Raw genomic sequence first — 20366 nt, 5'->3', positions numbered from 1 at the left:
ATCCCCACCAGCGAAGGATGCCCTTATGGCCGACTCGAGCGATCCGTTTTCCACCGTGATGCCGTTCCAGCTCCCCGAACAGGTCCGCGCCTTCGCAGAAAAGGGCGTGTCGCAGGCCCGTGAGAGCTATGCCAAGCTGAAGGATGTCGCCGAGACCCAGAACGGCACGATCGAGGCGGTGTTCACCACCGCCAGCAAGGGCGCGACCGATTATTCCGCCAAGCTGTTCGACTTCGTGAAGACCAACACCAGCGCCAGCTTCGATTTCGCGCACAGCCTGATGGGCGCCAAGACCCTGCCGGACATGATGGAATTGTGGACCTCCCACGCCAAGAGCCAGATCGAGACGTTGACCGCGCAGACCAAGGAACTGACCGAGCTGACCCAGAAGGTCGCCGCCGACACGGTCGAGCCGATCAAGGCCAACGCGTCCAAGATCTTCAAGCCGGCCGCCTGATTCAGCACGGTTTTCAATGTTTTCAGGGCCCGGGCCGTGTGCCCGGGCTTTGTCGTCGGCAGGTTGTTGTCGACAGCACCCCCGACATTGGTCTTGCGGTCGATCACGGCCTTGCCAAAGCGCGGCGTTGCACCTAGTTTCCGCCCGTTCGCAGGCCACCTCGGCCGCGCCGGATGCAGTTGTAGCTCAGTTGGTTAGAGCGCCTGTCTGTGGAACAGGAGGTCGGTGGTTCGAGCCCACCCAACTGTACCACCCCTTGAATATTTCCCTCTTCGGAGCCGTTTCCGCCCGCCAACGCTGGCCGGCAGGCCAGTCGTACTGCGGGCCGGAAGCGAGACCGGTGCGGTTACGGTCCTGCGGTCACGGTCCTACAGGTCGCCTTCCCATTTCGTTCTTCTTATTGCGGTTCGCCTGCTGCTTGCGAATCCATCGCGGCTCCCTCACACTCGGTCGACGCAAAAGAGCAAGAATCGGGCGGCAGCGGGGAAACGCCAGCATAGAGGGGCTTCCATGATCTCGATCCATTCGATCTCAGGCGGTCGCCGTCATGCGGTTTTCGTAGCGGTCAGTCTTGGTGTGTCGCTATTGGCGACCGGTGCACTCGCCTATACGGCCGAGCAGCAGCAGGCCTGTACTGGCGACGCGATGCGCCTTTGCGGCGCGTTCGTTCCCGATGTCGACCGGATCACCGTCTGCATGATTCGGAACAAGGCCCAGCTCACCGCGGGATGTCGTGCTCATTTCGGAGCGACGCCGGTGGCGATGCGCTCCGGCAAAGCGGCGCGGTCCAAGCCGCAGTCCCACCGCAAGCCGCAGCAGCGGGCGCAGCGTTAATCTTTGTCTCCTCTCGGGTTTCGTGGATCCGCGCGACAGCTTGCCGCGTTGGTGTCGAAATCGACGCGCATATCTCGCGCCTTGAGGAGGATCTCGTGAACGTCACTGATCATCGCGCCGAGCTCGAACGCCATCTGGCGTGGTTCGAGTCCAAACTCCCGCCGCGCCCGGCGCATTTTGTCGGCTGGCTCCGCAAGCCGTCGTCGCGATACGTCAGGCTGCCGCTCGGCGTCGCACTGATCGGCGGCGGTGTCCTCAGTTTCCTGCCCGTGCTGGGTCTTTGGATGCTGCCGCTCGGCATGGTGCTGGTCGCACAGGATGTGCCGGCGCTGGAAAAACCGACCGCGCGCACGCTGAACTGGATCGAGCGCAAATGGCTCGAGCGGCAGCGGGCCCGCGGCGTCGATCTCACGCCGTTCGACCCGCGCCCGGACGCCGCAGCCGACTCCTCGGTCAAGCCCGCCGCATAGTTCCTTCGTATCAACGATCGGCGCGTTCGACGGGCGACTCAAAAACCGTCTTGGCGACTCAATTTGCGGCCACGGTGCAGCGCACGCAGAGGGCGCCGTGTGCCTCAAAAACACGTTGCTGGCGTAATTTGGCGAAGCAGCGATGATTGCTTGCAATTTTATCTTCCACGAATCAACGAGCTGATTCACCTTCGCCAGCAAGGTCAATCGGGAGGCCAGCGGATGAACGTAATCGTTTTTGCTTCGCGTAAAGGCGGGTCGGGCAAGAGTACGCTCACCGCTCACTTGGCAGCGCAGGTTCACAAATCATCGCGTCCATGCCTGCTGATCGATGCCGATCCGCAAGGCTCGCTGACGTTGTGGCACAAGCTTCGCGGAACTAACGAGCCGCCACTGCGCACCGCGACGCGGTCGGTAAGCGACATCGTCGCTGCTGCCAAGCGTGATGGCGTCGAGTGGGTTTTCGTCGACACGCCGCCAAATCTGTCTGCGGTCGTCGACGACGCGATCCGCAACGCCACCATGGTGATCATCCCGGCGCGGCCCGGCGTGTTCGACGTCAACGCGGTGCAGGACACCATCCAGACCTGCCGGTCGCATCGCAAGCCCTATGCGGTCGTGCTCAACGGCGCTCCGGCGCTGCGCGACGAGGTCGAGAGCCGCATCGTCACCATCGCGCGCGATGCGCTGGCCAAATTCCGCGCGCCGGTGTGGGGCGGGCAAATCACCAATCGCGCCGATCTGCTGATGGCGCTCGGTGAAGGGCAGGGCGCGCGCGAATACGCCGCCGAAGGTCGGGCGGCCTACGAGATCAGCCGGCTGTGGGCGGCGATCGAACGCTCGGTCAAGGCGATCCGAGGCGCCGGGAACTCCGGCATGCACAAGCAGGCGGCGTAGAGCAGACGCGCGTTTCGACGCGTGCGCCGATCGTCAACCTCACGCGCGGTCTCGCCGCGCGTTTCGTTCTGATTGGATGTGGGGCGATCGGCTCCAGAGCGTCGATTGCTCGCCCCTCGGTCAGAAAAAAACCGGGCTCACGCGGAGCCCGGCTAAAGGTCTTGGCCTGATAGGCCGACACAATCACCTTCCAAGAGGGATCACTGAGCCGCCGCGTTACTGGAGGAGGGGGACTGTTTGTAGCGCGGCCCCTCAGCATGGATCTGATTTGATCCGCGATCCGGTGGCGCAGCAAGCGGGGGCCTCGCATGTCAGACATGCGAAGCCACCGGGAGCGGCAAATCAGCCCGGCCAGCGCTGCGCCTTGTTGACGACGAAATCGCGGAACACCTGCACGCGCGCCACCGTCTTCAGCTCCTCCGGATAAACGAAGTAGGTATCGAGCTGGATCGAGTCCTCTTCGCCGAACAACTGCACCAGACGGTTGGTGTCCTCGATCAAATAGTCCGGCAGCGCGGCGATGCCGAGGCCCTGCTGGCAGGCACGCACCAGTCCGAGGATATTGTTGACCTTGAAGTAAGGCTCGCGCGGACCAACGCCGTTGCGGCCTGCCTCGATCAGCCAGCTCCGGTTCTGAAGATGCGGCGGCACCTGACTGTCGCTGAGCATGATCAGCCGATGATCGTCGAGCTCTTCCAGCGTTCGCGGCGTGCCGAAATTCTTGATGTATTCCGGCGAGCAGTAGGCGTGAAAGCCGATCGAGAACAGCTTGCGCTGGATCAGGTCGGGCTGGGTCGGCTTGCGGGTGCGGATCGCGACGTCTGCTTCCCGCATCGACAGGTCGAGCTCTTCGTCGGTCACGATCAGCGAAATCCGGATTTCCGGATACAGCGCGGTGAATTCGCCGAGCCGCGGCACCAGCCAGTGAATGCCGAGGCCCGGTGTGGTGGTGACCTTCAGGTCGCCGCTCGGCCGCTCGCGGCTGTCGGTGAGTTTGGCGCGTGCGGCCTGCAACTGCATGAACACGTCGTGCGCCGTGCGGAACAGCAGGTCGCCCTGTTCGGTGAGGATCAGGCCGCGGGCATGCCGGTGGAACAGCGAGACCGAGAGCTCCTGCTCCAGCGCGCTGACCTGCCGCGACACCGCGGACTGCGACAGCCCGAGCTGCTCGCCGGCATGGGTGAAACTTCCCGCTTCGGCAGCGGCGTGGAAGACCTTCAGCTTGTCCCAGTCCATATCGGTGAACCCGTCACGGTATCGCGCCATCAAAAACTCACTCCGCCGCCTGGCGGTCGCCGGCGCGCAGCGCCAGGAAGCGTTCGGCTTCGAGAGCCGCCATGCAGCCCATTCCGGCGGCGGTGACCGCCTGCCGGTAGGTCTCGTCCGCGACGTCCCCGGCGGCGAACACGCCGGGCACCGAGGTTGCGGTCGAATTCGCCGCCACCTCGACATAGCCCGACGGTTTCAGCTTGACCTGGTCCTTGAACAGTTCGGTCGCCGGGGCGTGGCCGATCGCGATGAACACGCCGTCGGCCTTGATCTCGCTAGTCGCACCGCTCCTGACGTTCTTCAGCCGGACGTGGGTGACCTTGGTCGGGTTCTCGGCGCCGCAGATTTCCTCTACCGCGACGTCCCAGATCACGTTGATCTTCGGATGCTTGAACAGCCGGTCCTGCAGGATTCGCTCGGCCCGGAAATGGTCGCGCCGGTGCACGACCGTGACGCTGGCGGCGAAGTTGGTCAGGAACAGCGCTTCCTCGACCGCGGTGTTGCCGCCGCCGACCACCACGACATCCTTGCCGCGATAGAAGAAGCCGTCACACGTCGCGCAGGCCGAAACGCCGAAGCCCTTGTAGGTCTGCTCGGACGGTATGCCGAGCCAGCGAGCCTGGGCGCCGGTGGCGAGAATCAGGGTATCGGCGAGATAGACGTCGCCACTGTCGCAAGTCAGTCGGAACGGCCGCTGGCTGAGATCCAGATGGACCACAAGGTCGGTCTTGATCTGGGTGCCGACATGGAGCGCCTGCTTCTCCATCTGCTCCATCAGCCACGGGCCTTGGATCACATCGGCGAAGCCTGGGTAATTCTCGACATCGGTGGTGATGGTGAGCTGGCCGCCGGGCTGCATGCCCTGGATCAGGATCGGCTCCAGCATCGCGCGGGAGGCGTAGATCGCGGCGGTGTAGCCAGCCGGCCCTGATCCGATGATGACGACCTTGGCTTGAACCGGACTCGACATGAATCAGTCCCCGAAACTGAGGGCGGCGCGACGCAGGAATTGGCCTGGCTGGGGCATCGCCGATGGGCGGAAGATCAGACAGAAGTCTATGTTATTTGGTGAGCTATGCAAGATTTGCAATACCTCCGTGCAGGATTTCCCACCAAGATTGGAAAACGAGTTGTGAGCATCGCGAAATAAAATTACCCAAATTCCGCGGGGTGCGCTAAGAGAGGCTGTTTGTAAGCCGAATCCGCCTTGCGGGAATAGCGCCAGCGTGACCAAGAGCCTCGACCAGATCGATCTCAAGATCCTGCAGGAAATCCAGGACGACGGCCGAATCACCAATGTCGAATTGGCCAAACGGGTCGGCATCTCGCCGCCGCCCTGTCTGCGGCGGGTGCGGACGCTGGAGGAGGAGGGCTACATCCTCGGCTATCGCGGCCTGCTCGATCCGGCCCATCTCGGTTTCGACGTGACGGTGTTCGCCTCGGTGCACCTGTCGAGCCAGGCAGAGGCCGACCTGCGCGGCTTCGAGGAATTCGTCCGCAACGAGCCGTTGGTTCGCGAGTGCTGGATGCTATCGGGTGAGGTCGACTTCATCCTGAAATGCGTCGCGCCCGATATGGCGACGTTTCAAAATTTCGTCGCCCATCTCACGGCGGCGCCGCACGTCCGCAACGTCCGCACCTCGCTGGTGCTGCGCAATTCGAAATACGCCGCGGCAGTGCCGCTGGAGCTGAAAGCGGCGACGCCCTGACGTCGCCGCACCGCATCAGCGATCGCGCCGCAGCACGCGGTCGAGGCTGACCGGGCCGCCGCCCGCCGTCGCCAGATACAGGCAGGCAAAACACAGTGCGATCGCCAGGGTGCCTCCATTGAGCAGCGGGAGCCACACCGGTGTCGCACCCTTGAAGACGTGGCCGAGGAAATAAGCGAACGCCATCTCGCCCGACAGGATGAACGCCACCGGGCGGGTGAAAAGGCCGAGCATCAGCAGCGCGCCGAGAATCAATTCCAGGCTTCCGGCCGCGCCGTGCAGCGAGAACAGCTCGACCTTGGCGAACATCGGCACCGGGGGGTACTTGAACAGTTTGGCAACGCCGTACTGAAACAGCAGCAAGCCGGTGATGAAGCGGAGCAGGCTCAAGGCGAGCGGTTGCCAGCGCGCAAACGACTGATTCATGAACGATCCGATCTCGAGGGTCAGGCAGTCGCGGCCGGGCAAAAACGTTGCCGACCCTCCGGAACTTTGCCGCAAGAGCGGAAATTCAGCGACTGAATTCGCCGTGAGAACCGTTACACGAGCGCGTTCACGCGAGGTCGACCAAACAGCTCAAGCTCCGGGTGCGGATCCCATCAAAATCGGAAAAAAGCTCCAGGCAACAAAAAGCCGCGGCGACCCCGCGGCTTTTCATTCCATTCGACGAGGCGCCCTGTCAGCGCCATTCGACCTTTTCGATCTCGTAGGCCTTTGCGCCGCCGGGGGCGACGACCTCGACCGAGGAGCCGGCTTTCTTGCCGATCAGCGCCCGCGCCAGCGGCGAGGTGATCGAGATCTTGCCCTTCTTGGCGTCGGCTTCGGCCTCACCGACGATCTGCCACACCGCCTTCTTCTCGGTGTCCTCGTCGATCAGGGTGACGGTCGCGCCGAACTTGACAGTGTCGCCAGACAGCTTGCTGACGTCGATGATGTCCGCGCGCGCCAGCTTGTCCTCGAGTTCGTTGATCCGGCCTTCGTTGTGGGACTGCTCTTCCTTGGCGGCGTGGTACTCGGCGTTTTCCGAGAGGTCGCCATGGGAGCGCGCTTCGGCGATGTGCTCGATGATGCGCGGACGATCCACCGACTGGCGATGCTTCAACTCGTCCGAAAGTGCGGCGTACCCGCTCGCAGTCATCGGTATCTTTTCGACCATCGTGTCTTCATCCTTCAAGAATACGTTGCGGATCGCCGAACCCTGCTCGCCCGCAACGTCGTCGGCTGTTTACGGCGGCGCCGCGCCTCTGCGGCCGCCGAAGTCGGTTCAAATCGGCCCTAGAGCTTTCCGGCAAACGCCGGAGAGAACATTTCCAATGCGGGCGGGTTCCCAGCCTTGCGGCCTGTAGTCGATAGCCGGCCGCGCAGGGCCGGACGACGATCAGCTTTCGGAAAAGTAGCTCTGCAGGGTCCGGACCTCAAGATCCCCATCCAAATAGGCCCGGATGCCCTTTGCGGCGGCGACCGCTCCCGAAAGAGTGGTGTAATAGGGAACTTTATGCAAGAGGGCAGCGCGCCGCAGCGACCGGCTGTCGGCCAGCGCCTGCGGGCCCTCGGTGGTGTTGAACACCAACTGCACTTCGCCGTTCATGATGGCGTCGACGATGTGCGGACGGCCTTCCAGCACCTTGTTGATCTTTTCCGCCGGCACGCCGTGGTCCGACAGATAGCGCTGGGTGCCGGAGGTAGCGATTACCTTGAAGCCGACCGAGTGCAAGAGCTTAACGGCGTCGAGGATTCGCGCCTTGTCGTTCTCGCGGACCGACACGAACACGGTCCCCTTTCGCGGCACACGGGTGCCGCCGCCGAGCTGGCTTTTGGCGAAGGCGATCTCGAACGACCGATCGAGGCCCATCACCTCGCCGGTCGAGCGCATCTCCGGGCCGAGCACGGTGTCGATGCCGGGGAAGCGGGCGAACGGGAACACCGATTCCTTGACGCCGACATGGTCGAGGCTGCGCTTCTTCAGGCCCAGATCGGCGATCTTCTCGCCGGCCATGATTCGCGCCGCCAGCTTGGCGACCGGCATGCCGATCACCTTGGCGACGAACGGCACCGTGCGCGAGGCGCGCGGATTGACTTCGAGCACGTAGATCTCGCCGTCCTTGATGGCGTATTGCACGTTCATCAGACCGACGACATCGAGGCCGAGAGCCAGTTCGCGAGTCTGTCGCTCCAGCTCGGCGATGGTGTTGGCATCGAGCGAATGCGGCGGCAACGAGCAGGCCGAGTCGCCGGAGTGAATGCCGGCCTCTTCGATGTGCTCCATGATGCCGACGATGAAGGTGTCCTTGCCGTCGGACAGGCAATCCACGTCCACTTCCGTAGCGTCCGACAGATAGCGGTCGAACAGCAGCGGATTAGTGCCGAGCACGGTGTTGATCTGCCCGGTCTTGTCGTTCGGATAGCGAGCTTTGACGTCGCCCGGCACCAGCTCCGGCAGAGTGCCGAGCAGGTAGTCGCTGAGCTGGTTGTCTTCACGGATGATCTGCATCGCGCGGCCGCCGAGCACATAAGACGGACGCACCACCAGCGGCAGGCCGAGCTCGGCTGCAACCAGCCGCGCCTGCTCCACCGAATAGGCGATGCCGTTCTTCGGCTGCTTGAGCCGCAGCTTGTCGAGGATGCGTTTGAAGCGGTCGCGGTCCTCGGCGAGGTCGATCGCGTCCGGCGAAGTGCCGAGGATCGGCACGTCGGCAGCTTCCAGCGCCCGCGCCAGCTTCAGCGGCGTCTGGCCGCCGAACTGCACGATCACGCCGCGCAGCGTGCCGTTGGAGCGTTCGGTGTCGATGATCTCGAGTACGTCCTCGGCGGTCAGGGGCTCGAAGTACAGCCGGTCCGCGGTGTCGTAGTCGGTCGACACGGTCTCCGGGTTGCAGTTGACCATGATCGATTCATAGCCAGCGTCGTGCAGCGCAAAGCACGCGTGGCAGCAGCAATAGTCGAACTCGATGCCCTGGCCGATCCGGTTGGGACCGCCGCCGAGAATGATCACCTTCTCCTTGTCCGACGGCCGGCTTTCGTCCGACGCGGGGCCGGCGAACGGCGCCTCGTAGGTCGAATACATATAGGCGGTCGGCGAGGCGAACTCGGCCGCGCAGGTGTCGATCCGCTTGAAGACGGGGCGGACGCCTAGCGCGCGGCGCTTGGCCTTGACCTCCGCCTCGGTGGTGTCGGCGAGAACGGCGAGGCGGGCGTCGGAGAAGCCCATCGCCTTCAGGGTGCGCATGCCGAAGGCATGGTCCGGCAGGCCAGCGTCGCGGACCCGGGCTTCCATGTCGACGATGCCGCGAAGCTGCGCCAGGAACCATGGATCGATCTTGCAGGAGTTGAAGATCTCCTCGTCCGACCAGCCGAGCCGCATCGCCTGCGCGACCTGCAGCAGCCGGCTCGGCGTCGGGGTGCCGAGCGCTGCGCGGATCGCATTCTTGTCGTCGCCGCGGCCGAGACCTTCGATCTCGATCTCGTCCAGGCCGGTGAGGCCGCTTTCGAGGCCGCGCAGCGCCTTTTGCAGGCTCTCCTGGAAGGTGCGGCCGATCGCCATCACCTCGCCGACCGATTTCATTGCGGTGGTCAGCGTGGGTGACGCGCCGGGGAATTTCTCGAAGGCGAAACGCGGGATTTTGGTGACGACGTAGTCGATCGTCGGCTCGAACGAAGCCGGCGTGGCGCCGCCGGTGATGTCGTTGGCGATTTCGTCCAGCGTGTAGCCGACAGCCAGCTTGGCGGCGACCTTGGCGATCGGGAAGCCGGTCGCCTTCGACGCCAGCGCGGAGGAGCGCGACACCCGCGGGTTCATTTCGATCACGACCAGCCGGCCGTCGGCCGGATTGACCGCGAACTGCACGTTGGAACCGCCGGTCTCCACCCCGATCTCGCGCAGCACCGCCAGCGAGGCGTCGCGCATGATCTGGTATTCCTTATCGGTCAGCGTCAGCGCCGGCGCCACGGTGATCGAATCGCCGGTGTGCACCCCCATCGGATCGAGGTTCTCGATCGAGCAAATGATGATGCAGTTGTCGTGCTTGTCGCGCACGACCTCCATCTCATACTCCTTCCAGCCGAGGATCGATTCTTCGATCAGCACCTCGTTGGTCGGGGAGGCGTCGATGCCGCGCTCGACGATCTCGATGAATTCGGCCTTGGTATAGGCGATGCCGCCGCCGGTGCCGCCCATCGTGAACGACGGCCGGATCAGCGCCGGGAAGCCGATCTCGTCGAGCGCACGCAGCGCATCGGGCAGGCTCTTGACCTGGCGCGAGTTCGGGGTCTCCAGGCCGATCTTGGTCATCGCCTCGCGGAACCGCTCGCGGTCCTCGGCCTTGTCGATGGCGTCGGCGGTGGCGCCGATCATCTCGACGTCGAATTTTTCCAGCGTCCCGAGCTTGCGCAAGGACAGCGCGCAGTTCAGCGCGGTCTGGCCGCCCATCGTCGGCAGCAGCGCGAAGCCGCCGGGGATGACGTAGCGCTCCTTCTCGATGATCTTGGCGACGATCTCGGGGGTGATCGGCTCGATATAGGTCGCATCCGCCAGCTCCGGATCGGTCATGATCGTCGCCGGATTGGAGTTGACCAGGACGACCCGATAGCCCTCCTGCTTCAGCGCCTTGACCGCCTGCGTGCCGGAATAGTCGAATTCGCAGGCCTGGCCGATCACGATAGGACCGGCCCCGATGATGAGGATGGTGGAGATGTCGGTTCGTTTGGGCATCAAATCTCGCTGACGCGGGCGGAAATCGCGGGCACAAAAAAAGGGCGCGCAGCCGCGCGTCCCTCAGGTCTTCAAGCGCCGGGCCGTCCCAGGCGCGCGGGAGGTGTCTTAGACCAGTTTCCCGGGCGGCGAAAGGCCTTCGAGTCGCCCGTCAACCGGCAATTTCGGCAAGATCTGGAGGCCCAGCCTGGACTTGAACCAGGAAAAGGAGCGTTGCACCGCTCCCGCGTTAATCTTCCGCCACCGGGCCACGCGCATCTTGGCACTTCACGAAGGGGTGATCCAGCCCGGAGAGCGGCTATCCTTAATGCAATACGGCCTTCCGGCCTTGTCGTTCAGGATTGGGCCGCGTCGATCGGCATGCGGTGGTGGCGTGCGGCCCGGCGCGGTGCAAAAATACCGGGCTGTCTTGCGCTCGCGACGTTGCGGACTCGCTCCTGACAAGAGGTGACAGTCACGAACTCGTGTCTGCGCCTGCGTAACAGCCCGGCGCGAGCCCCGTATCTTGAGCGCAACAGCCAGGACAACGGCCTCGGCTTCAACCTCGCGAGGACAGCTCATGCGCACTTCATTTGATCGTCTTGCTCTCTGCGCCGCCGTCGTGGGGGCGCTGGCGTGGTCCACGCTCGGACCGTCTCGGGCCGCCGAAGAGCCGGTGGTGATTCCGCCGCCGCAGCTCGATGCCAAAGAGGCCGGCGGGATTCAGACCGCTGTATTCGCCGGCGGTTGTTTCTGGGGCGTGCAGGGCGTGTTCCAGCATACGGCCGGCGTGGTGAACGCGTTGTCCGGGTATGCGGGCGGCAGCAAGGCGACTGCAAGCTATCCGCTGGTGTCGACCGGGACCACCAGCCACGCCGAGGCGGTCGAGATCAAATACGACCCGAAGCGTATCTCCTACGGCAAACTGCTGCAGATCTACTTCTCTGTCGCGCACGATCCGACCCAGCTCGACCGCCAGGGCCCGGATGTCGGGCCGCAGTATCGGTCGGCGATCTTCGCCACCAGCGACGAGCAGAAGAAGGTCGCCGAGGCCTATATCGCGCAGCTCGACGCCGCCAAAGTGTTCGGCTCGCCGATCGCCACCAAGGTCGGTCCGCTCGACGGCTTCTATGCGGCGGAGACCTATCACCAAGACTACCTGACGCTGCACCCCAATCAGCCCTATATTGTCTACAACGACCTGCCCAAGATCGAGGCCCTGAAGAAGCTGTTTCCGACGGAGTATCTCGACAAGCCGACGCTGGTGAGCAGCGTCAAGGCCACCAACTGAAGGCGGGGCCCGACGATTTCAGGAGGAACGATGTCCGACACCAAGACCTCTCCCGGCAAGATCGAGAAGAGTGAGGCCGAGTGGCGCAAGGAACTGACGCCGATGCAGTACGCCGTGCTGCGCGAGAAGGCGACCGAGCGGCCGTACACCGGCGAGTATGAATACGAGACCCGGCCCGGCACCTATGTGTGCGCCGGCTGCGGTCAGACGCTGTTCGAGTCCGATGCCAAGTTCGATTCCGGCTGCGGCTGGCCGAGCTTCACGACGCCGGCGCAGGCCGAGGCGATCGACGAAGAACGTGACGTCAGCCACGGCATGATCCGCACCGAGGTGCTGTGCTCGCGCTGCAGCGGCCATCTCGGTCATGTATTTCCCGACGGCCCTGGGCCGACCGGTCTGCGCTACTGCATCAACTCGGCGGCGCTCAAGCTCCAGCCGAAATAGCTGATCCATTCCGTCCGTCAGGATCATGAGCAGAAGCGGGTGCCCTTTGGGACCCGCTTTTCGCATCTTTGGAATCAAAAATATCAGCAGATTCATTCGGATAGCTTTGCAGCCGAGGGCGGCGGGTCGCAAATCCGTGCATCGTGCCTATATAGGGAGGATCGGAATTGAAGCCGCCGGCGCCGATCATGATCGTGTCCCCGTGTGGCGTATCCCCATCTCGAGGAGGCTATTTCGCCATGGCGTTCAGCTACGACACGTCCGCAGAACTGTTTCCCGCAGCGATCCGCAAGAAGCGCCGCACCGGTGTCGCCTATCGCCGCTTTAGCCGTGCGGCGGAAGCGGTGCGCTATGCGATGGAGGAGCTGCCGGCCGATTGTCTGAATGGCGCCTATCTGCAGGTCGACGAGGCCCGCTTCGACCACAAGGGCATCCGGACGCTGTACGAGAGCGAGGAGTATCCGCTCGAGCGCCGCGCTTCGTGATCCCGCGATTTTAAGCGAGTTGGTGCCGACTTCGGCGAACAGACGCGTCCAAACAAGGTTGCAAGTCCGGGTTCGGCCGATCCCGGTTTGACGAGCGCTGGTTCGATCGCGATCTAGAACGCTCTGAAACTCTGCTCGTCGCAGCGGTCGACGATCGCCGCGAACCGATAAGTTTCGAGCTTGCCGGCCTTGTAGAACAGCGCGTAGGTCTGCCGCGTCTGGTCCGGCGCCTTGCTGCGCAGGCAGACGATCCACGGCGTCACCGTGACCGGATCGGCCTCGATCGGCCCTGCGATCTCCCAGGGCTGCGGCAGCTTGGTTTCTTCCCCGACCCGCTTGAGATCGACCGCCGTCACAGTGGCTTTCGGCGCCTTGTCGCCACCATCCGGCAACGCATCGAGAATCGACGAGCAGCCGGTAAGGGCGAAGCCCGCCGCGATGGCTGTTGCGAAACGCAAGATGTAGCCAAGACGTCGAATGGGCCGGTCTCCGTCCGCTGAATCCAGAGCGCTTCCAGGCGGCTCAGGCTGCAGGTGTTCGCACCCTGTAGTCGATATCGGTCGCCAAATCAAAACGCCGGTTCGCAGCCGAGATCGTCAGATCGTCTGATTGTACGCGCCGACTTCGGGATGCTGGCGCAGCACGAGGTTCACGGCTTCGAACATGTCGTGCATCCGCTGCTCGGACACCGGGCTTTCGACCACCACCACCAGCTCGGGCTTGTTCGAGGATGCCCGCACCAGCCCCCAGCTTCCATCGGCGCAGGTGACCCGGACGCCGTTGACGGTGACGAGATCGCGGATCTTCTGCCCGGCGACGAGATCGCCGTTCGCCTGTGCGGCTTCGAAGTGCTTCACGACCTCGTCGATCACCCGATACTTCACCTCGTCGGCGCAATGCGGCGACATCGTCGGCGACGACCAGGTCTTCGGCAGCGCGTCCTTGAGCTGCGACATCGACTTGCCCGGCGCGCGGTCCAGCATCTCGCAGATCGCGATCGCCGAGACGAGGCCGTCGTCATAGCCGCGGCCGAGCGGCGCGTTGAAGAAGAAGTGGCCGGATTTTTCGAAGCCGGCGAGCGCGTTGCTCTCGTTGGTGCGGCGCTTCATGTAGGAGTGGCCGGTCTTCCAATATTCGGTCCTGGCGCCCTGCCGTTGCAGCACCGGATCGGTGGCGAACAGGCCGGTGGATTTGACGTCGACCACGAAGCGCGCGTTGGGGTGGATCGCCGACATGTCGCGCGCCAGCATCACCCCGACCTTGTCGGCGAAGATCTCCTCGCCGGTGTCGTCGACCACGCCGCAGCGGTCGCCGTCGCCGTCGAAGCCGAGGCCGAGATCGGCGTTGTGCTGCAGCACCGCGTCGCGGATCGCGTGCAGCATCTCCATGTCTTCGGGGTTCGGATTGTACTTCGGGAAGGTGTGGTCGAGTTCGGTGTCGAGCGGGATCACCTCGCAGCCGATCGCTTCCATCACCTGCGGCGCGAACGCGCCGGCGGTGCCGTTGCCGCAGGCGACCACCACCTTGAGCTTGCGCTTCAGCCTGGCGTGTTTGGTCAGGTCGGCGATGTAGCGCGCCGGATAGTTCGGGTGAAAGACGTAGGAGCCGCTGCCGGTCTTGAACGCCGCGCCGAGCACGATCTGCTTCAGCCGGTTCATCTCGTCGGGGCCGAAGGTCAGCGGCCGGTTGGCGCCCATCTTGACGCCGGTCCAGCCGTTGTCGTTGTGCGAGGCGGTGACCATCGCGACGCACGGCACGTCGAGATCGAACTGCGCGTAATACGCCATCGGCGTCACCGCCAGCCCGATGTCGTGCACCTTGCAGCCCGACGCCATCAGCCCGGCGATCAGCGCGTATTTGATCGACGCCGAATAGCCGCGGAAGTCGTGCCCGGTGACGATCTCCTGCGGCCGGCCGAGCTCGGCGATCAGCGTGCCGAGCCCCATGCCGAGCGCCTGAACGCCCATCAGGTTGATCTCCTGGCCGAACAGCCAGCGCGCGTCGTATTCGCGGAAGCCGGTGGGCTTGACCATCGGCTCGGATTCGTAGGCGTAGGTATTGGCCGTCAGAAGCGGCTGCGGCGTCGGAAACATCGGCGGACAACTCACACAACGATAGAACAGGGATGCGGGTTTGCGGAAAGCCCGCGCGACGCCGGCCGTCAGGCCCTCCGGTAGTCGTCCTCGATGCGAATGATGTCGTCTTCTCCGAGATAGCTGCCGGTCTGGACCTCGATCAGCTCCAGCGGGATCTTGCCCGGGTTCTCGAGCCGATGGGTCGCCCCGATCGGGATGTAGATCGACTCGTTCTCGTGAACGTTCTTGACCAGATCGTTGACCGTGACCAGCGCCGTGCCGCGCACCACGATCCAGTGCTCGGAACGGTGGTGATGCTTCTGCAGCGACAGCCGGCCGCCGGCCTTCACCACGATGCGCTTGACCTGATGCCGGTCGCCGGTGTCGAGCGACTGGTAGCTGCCCCAGGGACGATGCACCCGCAGATGCTGCTGGGTCACTTCCGGCGCCACCGTCTTGAGTTTGGCGACCAGGCGCTTCAGGCCGTTGGCATCCTTCTGGCGCGACACCAGGATCGCGTCCGTGGTCGCCACCACCACCAGATCGTCGACGCCCTCCAGCGCCACCAGCGCCTTGTCCGAGGTCACGTTGCAATTGCGGCTGTCCTCGAACACCGCCATGCCCTGCGCGGCATTGCCGTGGTCGTCCTTGTCGGACAGCTCCCACACCGCGTGCCACGAGCCGACATCGGACCAGCCGCAATCGACCGGCACCACGGCGGCGCGTGCGGTCTTTTCCATCACCGCGTAGTCGACCGAGATCGCCCTGGCCCGGCCGAACGCCTCCGGCGCGAGCGTCACAAAGCCGAGATCGCGGCCGGCGCCCGTCACCGCCTCGGTAATGCTGGCGATGCTGTCGGGATCATGCTGCCGGTACTCCTCCAGCAGCGAGGCCGCGCGGAACATGAAGTTGCCGCTGTTCCACAGATAGCCTTGCTCGACATAGGTCGCGGCCGTCGCCGCGTCGGGCTTCTCGACGAATGTCCCGACCTTGAACACGCCGTCGGTGATCCGGTCACCCGGGCGAATATAGCCGTAGTCGCTCGCGGGCCGTTCCGGCTTCACCCCGAAGGTCACGATGAAGCCCTCGTCGGCGGCGACCTTGCCGGCGCGGCAGGCCTCGACAAAGCTGCGCGTATCGCGGACCACATGATCCGCCGCCAGCGCCAGAACCACGGCATTCGCATCGCGCTGATCGGCCAGGACCGCACCGGCGGCGATCGCCGGGCCGGAATCCCGGCGCGCCGGCTCCAGCAGGATATCGGCCTCGATGCCCAGCTCGCTGAGCTGCTCCAGGACGATGAAGCGATAGCCCGTATTGGTCATCACGATCGGCCGACCGAACAGCGCAGGATCGGATACCCGCAGCAGCGTCTCCTGAAACGTCGAGCGCTTGCCGAACAGCGGCAGGAACTGCTTCGGACGCACCTCCCGCGACGCAGGCCAAAGCCGCGTCCCCGCGCCGCCGCACATGATCAGGGGAATGATACGGTTGTCCATCGAGTCCTCGTTGATCAAGGTTAGCCTCGGCATCGGGGCAGTGGCAAGAACAGCCGGCTTGCAGACGAGGTGCCCCGGATCGGGGTGGCATCGGCAGGACGGGATGGTCGTGTTACCCGGCCGGTTGCGCGCCGGCAGGGACGTGTCAATACTGAATCCTCATACCCCAGTGGCTGTGGCCGGACTGCCGCCGGGGCGATCGATGATGCGGCACTTGCCTGAACCGTGCATCGCGTTTCCCTTTCAGCCAGTCTGTCCACGCCAGTACTCGAGAACCGAGGCGATGGTGTCTGGCCAGTCGTGGGCCGGGCGCCAATCGAGCCACTCGGCTGCTCGCGCGGCGTTGCCGAAAGCGACCGGCGTATCGTTCGGCCGCAGCCGTTGCGGATCCACCGTCACCTCGATCTTCGACGACGTCAGCGACAGAAGGCTGTCGAGCGCTTCCTGCAGCGGCCGGGCGACGCCGGAGGCGATATTGATTGCCGCGCCGTTCGGCAGGTCGTCGAATCGCAGCAACGCTCGGAGATAGGCGTCGACCACGTCCCGTACATCGAGGAAATCGCGCTGGCTCGACAGGTCGCCGACGCTGATCACCGGCTCCTGCTCGCCGCGTTCGATCCTGGCGATCTGCGAGGCGAAAGCCGGAATGGCGAATTGCGGGGTCTGGCCGGGGCCGGTGTGATTGAACGGACGAAGCCGCAGCACCCGTAGTCCGCTGCGCGCCATCTGGCCCAACATGATGTCGGCGGCCGCTTTCGCTGCGCCATACGGATTGACCGGATCGAGCAAGGCGCTTTCATCGAGCGGCCGGCCAGACTTGAAGCTGGCACCATAGACTTCAGCGCTGCTGCAATAGAGCAGCCGGCAATCCGGCGCGAATGCGGACACCGCGAGCGCGAGATTCTGCGTTCCGCCGAAATTGATCGCCCAGGCGAGCCGTTGATCGGAATTCGCGGCGGTTACCGCAGCCACGGCGGCGAGGTGAACGATATGGGTGGGCTGCTCGGTCCGGATCAGCCGGTCGACCTCATCGGCGTCGCTGACGTCGAGACGCACGAAGCGACGCCGTGAACCGGCGTGGAGCGACGAAGTCTGACGATCGGCGAGCAGGATCTCGCTCTCCGGCAGACGCGCGCCCAATGTGTCGACCAGATGATGACCGACGAACCCCGTGGCGCCGGTGACCAACAGCCGCGCAGGCGTCGACGAGCTCATCGGCGCTAACCGATCTGCTGCCGAACCCGGCGAAGATCGGCTTCGACCATCTCCTGGATCATCTGCTCGAGTGTGATCGTGGGTTCCCAGCCGAGCTTGCTACGCGCCTTGGCCGGATTTCCGAGCAGCACGTCGACCTCCGCAGGCCGGAACAGGTCCGGATCGATCACCAGATGATCGTCGATGTTGAGGTCGACATGCGCGAATGCGATGCGGCACATGTCGCGCACCGTGGTGGTGCGGCCGGTGGCGATGACGTAGTCCTCCGGCTTGTCCTGTTGCAGCATCATCCACATCGCGCGGACGTAGTCCTTGGAGTGGCCCCAGTCACGTTTGGCGTCGATATTGCCGAGTCGCAGCTCGGTCTGCAGACCGAGCTTGATGCGGGCGACGCCGTCGGTGACCTTGCGAGTGACGAACTCGATGCCGCGGACCGGGGACTCGTGATTGAACAGGATGCCGTTGCTAGCGTGCAGACCGAAGCTCTCGCGATAGTTGACCGTCATGCCGTGGGCATAGACCTTGGCGACCGCATAGGGCGAGCGCGGATAGAACGGCGTGGTCTCGCTCTGCACCGGCTCCTGGATCAGGCCGTACATCTCCGAGGACGACGCCTGGTAGAACCGCGCCTGCGGCGCGTCGAGCCGTACCGCCTCGAGCACGTTCACCGCGCCCAGGCCGGTCACCTGGCCGGTCAGAATCGGCTGCATCCAGGACGATTTGACGAACGACTGCGCCGCCAGATTGTAGACTTCGTCCGGCTTGATGTCGCGCATCGCGCGGATCAGGGACGACAGGTCCAGCAGATTGCCGTCGACGAAGCGGACATCGTTGTGAACACCGAGCCAACGCAGCTTGGCGTCGATCACATCGGCCGAGCTCGACCGCCGCACCAGGCCGAAAACCTCGTAGCCTTTTTCCAGCAGCAGTGCGGCCAGATAAGCGCCGTCCTGTCCGGTCACGCCGGTGATCAAAGCCCGCTTCATCTTGCCACTTTCGAACGTTCAGAAAAGACCCGGGATTTCGGGCGCCTGGGCACGGTTAGAAGTCAGACCGGCCCGGAAAGTCAAGAGATGAGCCGGGCCGGGCGTTGCGGACCGGTCCGGATCGAAGCCCGGCGCCGGCCAACTACGTTCCGGCGCGATCACCGAAACGGCGTTTCGATGTCTTGCAGTCGCGGCAGCTTGGCATCCTTGGCCGACAGATGCGGGGCGCCCGGGGGCAGTTTCCACGGAAACCCGATGGTAGGATCGTCCCATCGAACGCCGCCGTCGGATTCCGGCGCATAAAAGCTGGTCACTTTGTAGAGCACTTCGGTATCGGGCTGGAGCGTGATGAAAGCATGCGCGAATCCGACCGGAACGAACAGTTGTTCGCCGTTCTCGGCGGACAGTTCCGCCGCGACCCATTTCGCATAGGTCGGCGAGCCGGCGCGCAGGTCCACCGCGATGTCGACGATGCTGCCACGGACGCAGCGGACCAGCTTGTCCTGGGCATGCGGCGGCGCCTGAAAATGAAACCCGCGGATCGTGCCGGCATGCTTCGAGTAGGAATGATTGTCCTGAACGAACTGCCAATGAATATCGAACTGAGCGAGCGTCTTCTGATTGTAGCTTTCCGAGAACCAGCCGCGATCATCCGAGAATCGTCTCGGCGACAGCAATTTGACGCCGGGGATGTCGAGTTCGCGAATTTGCATGAATAAAGCCTCGAAAATCGGCGCTTTGATGGTTGACCTAGGACGATTCTCACCATGAAAAACAATGTCCGTCTTATGCGCAAACGGCATTGATTGGCAAGGCGCCCTCAGCTTGTGCCAGTGGCTATCTGGTCGGCAACATGCTACGCGGGCGGAATTGTGGATTGGGTACCGTGGGGAGGAATCGCCCGTGAGCACTTATCGAAACCTCGCCGGGCTCGACATTCTCGTAACCGGACACACGGGGTTTACCGGGACTTGGGCTTGTCATTGGCTCCATCGGCTCGGCGCGCGCGTCCACGGGCTTGCTCTTTCCCCGACTACCAAGCCAAATCTTTTCGACGCGACCGATGCGGAAGCCATTCTGGTCAGCCATACGATAGGCGATATTGGCGATCTCGATACCGTACTTGCCTGTGTTGAGGCGTGTCGCCCCAAGCTAATCCTTCACCTTGCAGCTCAACCGCTCGTACTTGCTTCGTATTCGCATCCGGTCGAGACTTACCGGACTAATGTGCTTGGCACGGTTCACGTTCTCGAAGCAGCAAGGCGCAACGATTGTGTCGCGGGTGTTTTGTGTATCACGACCGATAAGGTCTATGAAAACCGCAACTGGATTCATCCCTATCGAGAGAATGATCGAATCGGCGGAGCGGATCCCTATAGCGCGTCGAAGTCGGCAGCCGAGATAGCGATCGCAAGCTATCGCGCTTCACTTCCATCGTGGGGGCGCGCGATGGCGATCGAATGTGCGAGGGGTGGTAACATCATCGGAGGCGGGGACTGGTCGGAGAATCGCCTGGTCCCGGACTATGTCCGAGCGGCAATCGCCGATACGCCGCTTGAAGTCCGAAATCCTTCCGCTACACGCCCTTGGCAGCACGTCCTTTGCCTCGTGGACGGCTATCTTGCTTTGTTGGATCGCATGACCAGTGGCAAGTCCGGGAGTGGCGAAGCTTGGAATTTGGGGCCGGACGTCGCAGATTGTGTGCCGGTGCGTACTCTTCTGGATACCCTTGCTTCGGAATGGAAGGCTGCCAACATCGTCTATGGCAAGGCGGTGCAGCATGAGGCCGAATTGCTCGTGCTCGACAGCACCAAGGCACGCCAAAGGCTGGACTGGCGGCCGCGCTGGGCGCTGGCTGAGACACTGCGCGCGACTGCGGAGTGGTATCGCGAGTTCTATGCAGATCCGAAGATCGCGTCGAAGATCACAATGGAGCAGATCGGTCGCTACTGTGGCGCCTGATCCCTTGTTTTCGACGATTTGGAGCTATGATTAATTCGGTCGAAACTTAGAGGCACGGGCTTGCCTTTGTTGCGTAGGGGCGCTGA

The 20366-nt window shown here is 63.7% G+C and carries 20 protein-coding genes and 2 tRNA genes; 10 read left to right on the top strand and 12 right to left on the bottom strand.

The genetic code is table 11. The features are described from left to right. The first annotated feature begins 25 nt into the window (after positions 1-25). From FLL57_RS15880 to FLL57_RS15860, 5 genes are all read left to right on the top strand, one after another. Positions 26-457, top strand: a complete 432-nt coding sequence (locus FLL57_RS15880; protein ID WP_013503999.1) for a phasin — start codon at positions 26-28, stop codon at positions 455-457. Between the two features lie 175 nt (positions 458-632). Next, positions 633-709, top strand: a tRNA-His gene (locus tag FLL57_RS15875). A gap of 258 nt (positions 710-967) precedes the next feature. After that, on the top strand, positions 968-1291 hold the full coding sequence (locus FLL57_RS15870; RefSeq protein WP_142883382.1) for a hypothetical protein: 324 nt from the start codon (positions 968-970) through the stop codon (positions 1289-1291). Positions 1292-1386: 95 nt separating this feature from the next. Further along, positions 1387-1761 carry a hypothetical protein gene (locus tag FLL57_RS15865; protein WP_047307348.1) on the top strand — a complete coding sequence of 125 codons (375 nt, stop codon included), beginning with the start codon at positions 1387-1389 and terminating at the stop codon, positions 1759-1761. Positions 1762-1983: 222 nt separating this feature from the next. Continuing rightward, the gene (locus FLL57_RS15860; RefSeq protein ID WP_013503996.1) at positions 1984-2658 is read left to right on the top strand and encodes a ParA family protein; all 675 of its coding nucleotides are present in this window, start codon (positions 1984-1986) and stop codon (positions 2656-2658) included. Between the two features lie 342 nt (positions 2659-3000). Here the strand turns inward: FLL57_RS15860 and FLL57_RS15855 are convergent, their stop codons facing one another. Together FLL57_RS15855 and trxB are read right to left on the bottom strand one after the other, a co-directional pair. After that, on the bottom strand, positions 3001-3924 hold the full coding sequence (locus tag FLL57_RS15855; RefSeq protein WP_013503995.1) for a LysR family transcriptional regulator: 924 nt from the start codon (positions 3922-3924) through the stop codon (positions 3001-3003). 7 nt (positions 3925-3931) lie between these two features. Continuing rightward, positions 3932-4897: a thioredoxin-disulfide reductase gene (gene trxB, locus FLL57_RS15850; RefSeq protein ID WP_142883381.1), complete on the bottom strand. Its 966-nt coding sequence runs from the start codon at positions 4895-4897 to the stop codon at positions 3932-3934. A 256-nt stretch (positions 4898-5153) separates the two neighbouring features. Between trxB and FLL57_RS15845 the strand changes: the two genes are divergently transcribed. Further along, entirely contained in the window at positions 5154-5636 is a 483-nt protein-coding gene (locus tag FLL57_RS15845) for an Lrp/AsnC family transcriptional regulator (RefSeq protein WP_013503993.1), read from the top strand. A 15-nt stretch (positions 5637-5651) separates the two neighbouring features. On the opposite strand, the gene FLL57_RS15840 is transcribed toward FLL57_RS15845, so the two are convergent. From FLL57_RS15840 to FLL57_RS15825, 4 genes are all read right to left on the bottom strand, one after another. Beyond that, positions 5652-6062, bottom strand: coding sequence for a DoxX family protein (locus tag FLL57_RS15840; protein WP_142883380.1), 411 nt, complete (start codon positions 6060-6062; stop codon positions 5652-5654). A gap of 253 nt (positions 6063-6315) precedes the next feature. After that, a complete protein-coding gene (gene greA, locus FLL57_RS15835; RefSeq protein ID WP_013503991.1) occupies positions 6316-6792 on the bottom strand; it encodes a transcription elongation factor GreA in 477 nt (158 codons plus the stop codon). Positions 6793-7014: 222 nt separating this feature from the next. Beyond that, entirely contained in the window at positions 7015-10344 is a 3330-nt protein-coding gene (gene carB / locus FLL57_RS15830) for a carbamoyl-phosphate synthase large subunit (protein WP_013503990.1), read from the bottom strand. Positions 10345-10519: 175 nt separating this feature from the next. Then, positions 10520-10594, bottom strand: a tRNA-OTHER gene (locus FLL57_RS15825). A gap of 309 nt (positions 10595-10903) precedes the next feature. Here FLL57_RS15825 and msrA point away from each other — a divergent pair. The 3 genes from msrA to FLL57_RS15810 all read left to right on the top strand — a co-directional run bounded on the left by msrA (position 10904) and on the right by FLL57_RS15810 (position 12543). Next, the gene (gene msrA / locus FLL57_RS15820; protein WP_013503989.1) at positions 10904-11614 is read left to right on the top strand and encodes a peptide-methionine (S)-S-oxide reductase MsrA; all 711 of its coding nucleotides are present in this window, start codon (positions 10904-10906) and stop codon (positions 11612-11614) included. Positions 11615-11644: 30 nt separating this feature from the next. Continuing rightward, a complete protein-coding gene (gene msrB / locus FLL57_RS15815) occupies positions 11645-12058 on the top strand; it encodes a peptide-methionine (R)-S-oxide reductase MsrB (protein WP_013503988.1) in 414 nt (137 codons plus the stop codon). 239 nt (positions 12059-12297) lie between these two features. Then, positions 12298-12543, top strand: coding sequence for a hypothetical protein (locus tag FLL57_RS15810; RefSeq protein WP_047307350.1), 246 nt, complete (start codon positions 12298-12300; stop codon positions 12541-12543). Positions 12544-12656: 113 nt separating this feature from the next. Here FLL57_RS15810 and FLL57_RS15805 read toward each other — a convergent pair whose 3' ends face one another. The 6 genes from FLL57_RS15805 to rfbC all read right to left on the bottom strand — a co-directional run bounded on the left by FLL57_RS15805 (position 12657) and on the right by rfbC (position 19229). Beyond that, positions 12657-13001 (bottom strand): hypothetical protein, encoded by a 345-nt coding sequence (locus FLL57_RS15805; protein ID WP_013503986.1) that lies wholly within the window; start codon positions 12999-13001, stop codon positions 12657-12659. Between the two features lie 138 nt (positions 13002-13139). Then, positions 13140-14636, bottom strand: coding sequence for a phosphomannomutase/phosphoglucomutase (locus FLL57_RS15800; protein ID WP_142883379.1), 1497 nt, complete (start codon positions 14634-14636; stop codon positions 13140-13142). Positions 14637-14704: 68 nt separating this feature from the next. Beyond that, positions 14705-16117 carry a mannose-1-phosphate guanylyltransferase/mannose-6-phosphate isomerase gene (locus FLL57_RS15795; RefSeq protein ID WP_142883378.1) on the bottom strand — a complete coding sequence of 471 codons (1413 nt, stop codon included), beginning with the start codon at positions 16115-16117 and terminating at the stop codon, positions 14705-14707. A gap of 243 nt (positions 16118-16360) precedes the next feature. Continuing rightward, positions 16361-17332 carry an NAD-dependent epimerase/dehydratase family protein gene (locus FLL57_RS15790; protein ID WP_142883377.1) on the bottom strand — a complete coding sequence of 324 codons (972 nt, stop codon included), beginning with the start codon at positions 17330-17332 and terminating at the stop codon, positions 16361-16363. Between the two features lie 5 nt (positions 17333-17337). After that, positions 17338-18318: a GDP-mannose 4,6-dehydratase gene (gene gmd / locus FLL57_RS15785; RefSeq protein ID WP_013503982.1), complete on the bottom strand. Its 981-nt coding sequence runs from the start codon at positions 18316-18318 to the stop codon at positions 17338-17340. A 158-nt stretch (positions 18319-18476) separates the two neighbouring features. Continuing rightward, on the bottom strand, positions 18477-19229 hold the full coding sequence (rfbC, locus tag FLL57_RS15780) for a dTDP-4-dehydrorhamnose 3,5-epimerase (RefSeq protein ID WP_349627434.1): 753 nt from the start codon (positions 19227-19229) through the stop codon (positions 18477-18479). On the opposite strand from rfbC, the gene rfbG reads away from it, so the two are divergent. Next, positions 19222-20280 carry a CDP-glucose 4,6-dehydratase gene (gene rfbG, locus FLL57_RS15775; RefSeq protein ID WP_210244232.1) on the top strand — a complete coding sequence of 353 codons (1059 nt, stop codon included), beginning with the start codon at positions 19222-19224 and terminating at the stop codon, positions 20278-20280. The two genes, rfbC and rfbG, sit on opposite strands and share 8 nt — an antisense overlap. Positions 20281-20366 lie beyond the last annotated feature (86 nt).

This window comes from Rhodopseudomonas palustris, from assembly GCF_007005445.1.
Classification (GTDB): Bacteria; Pseudomonadota; Alphaproteobacteria; order Rhizobiales; family Xanthobacteraceae; genus Rhodopseudomonas; species Rhodopseudomonas palustris_G.
The sequence above is the reverse complement of the archived record's forward strand: the minus strand, read 5'-3'. Positions and strand labels throughout refer to the sequence as shown.

What these genes read in the sequence shown, in the direction of transcription:
- FLL57_RS15860 (WP_013503996.1), top strand. Translation starts at nt 1,984, where the DNA reads ATGAACGTAATCGTTTTTGCTTCGCGTAAAGGCGGGTCGGGCAAGAGT.
- gmd (WP_013503982.1), bottom strand. Translation starts at nt 18,318, where the DNA reads ATGAAGCGGGCTTTGATCACCGGCGTGACCGGACAGGACGGCGCTTAT.
- FLL57_RS15870 (WP_142883382.1), top strand. Translation starts at nt 968, where the DNA reads ATGATCTCGATCCATTCGATCTCAGGCGGTCGCCGTCATGCGGTTTTC.
- greA (WP_013503991.1), bottom strand. Translation starts at nt 6,792, where the DNA reads ATGGTCGAAAAGATACCGATGACTGCGAGCGGGTACGCCGCACTTTCG.
- msrB (WP_013503988.1), top strand. Translation starts at nt 11,645, where the DNA reads ATGTCCGACACCAAGACCTCTCCCGGCAAGATCGAGAAGAGTGAGGCC.
- FLL57_RS15840 (WP_142883380.1), bottom strand. Translation starts at nt 6,062, where the DNA reads ATGAATCAGTCGTTTGCGCGCTGGCAACCGCTCGCCTTGAGCCTGCTC.
- trxB (WP_142883381.1), bottom strand. Translation starts at nt 4,897, where the DNA reads ATGTCGAGTCCGGTTCAAGCCAAGGTCGTCATCATCGGATCAGGGCCG.
- FLL57_RS15800 (WP_142883379.1), bottom strand. Translation starts at nt 14,636, where the DNA reads ATGTTTCCGACGCCGCAGCCGCTTCTGACGGCCAATACCTACGCCTAC.
- carB (WP_013503990.1), bottom strand. Translation starts at nt 10,344, where the DNA reads ATGCCCAAACGAACCGACATCTCCACCATCCTCATCATCGGGGCCGGT.
- FLL57_RS15790 (WP_142883377.1), bottom strand. Translation starts at nt 17,332, where the DNA reads ATGAGCTCGTCGACGCCTGCGCGGCTGTTGGTCACCGGCGCCACGGGG.
- FLL57_RS15855 (WP_013503995.1), bottom strand. Translation starts at nt 3,924, where the DNA reads ATGGCGCGATACCGTGACGGGTTCACCGATATGGACTGGGACAAGCTG.
- FLL57_RS15795 (WP_142883378.1), bottom strand. Translation starts at nt 16,117, where the DNA reads ATGGACAACCGTATCATTCCCCTGATCATGTGCGGCGGCGCGGGGACG.
- FLL57_RS15810 (WP_047307350.1), top strand. Translation starts at nt 12,298, where the DNA reads ATGGCGTTCAGCTACGACACGTCCGCAGAACTGTTTCCCGCAGCGATC.
- msrA (WP_013503989.1), top strand. Translation starts at nt 10,904, where the DNA reads ATGCGCACTTCATTTGATCGTCTTGCTCTCTGCGCCGCCGTCGTGGGG.
- FLL57_RS15880 (WP_013503999.1), top strand. Translation starts at nt 26, where the DNA reads ATGGCCGACTCGAGCGATCCGTTTTCCACCGTGATGCCGTTCCAGCTC.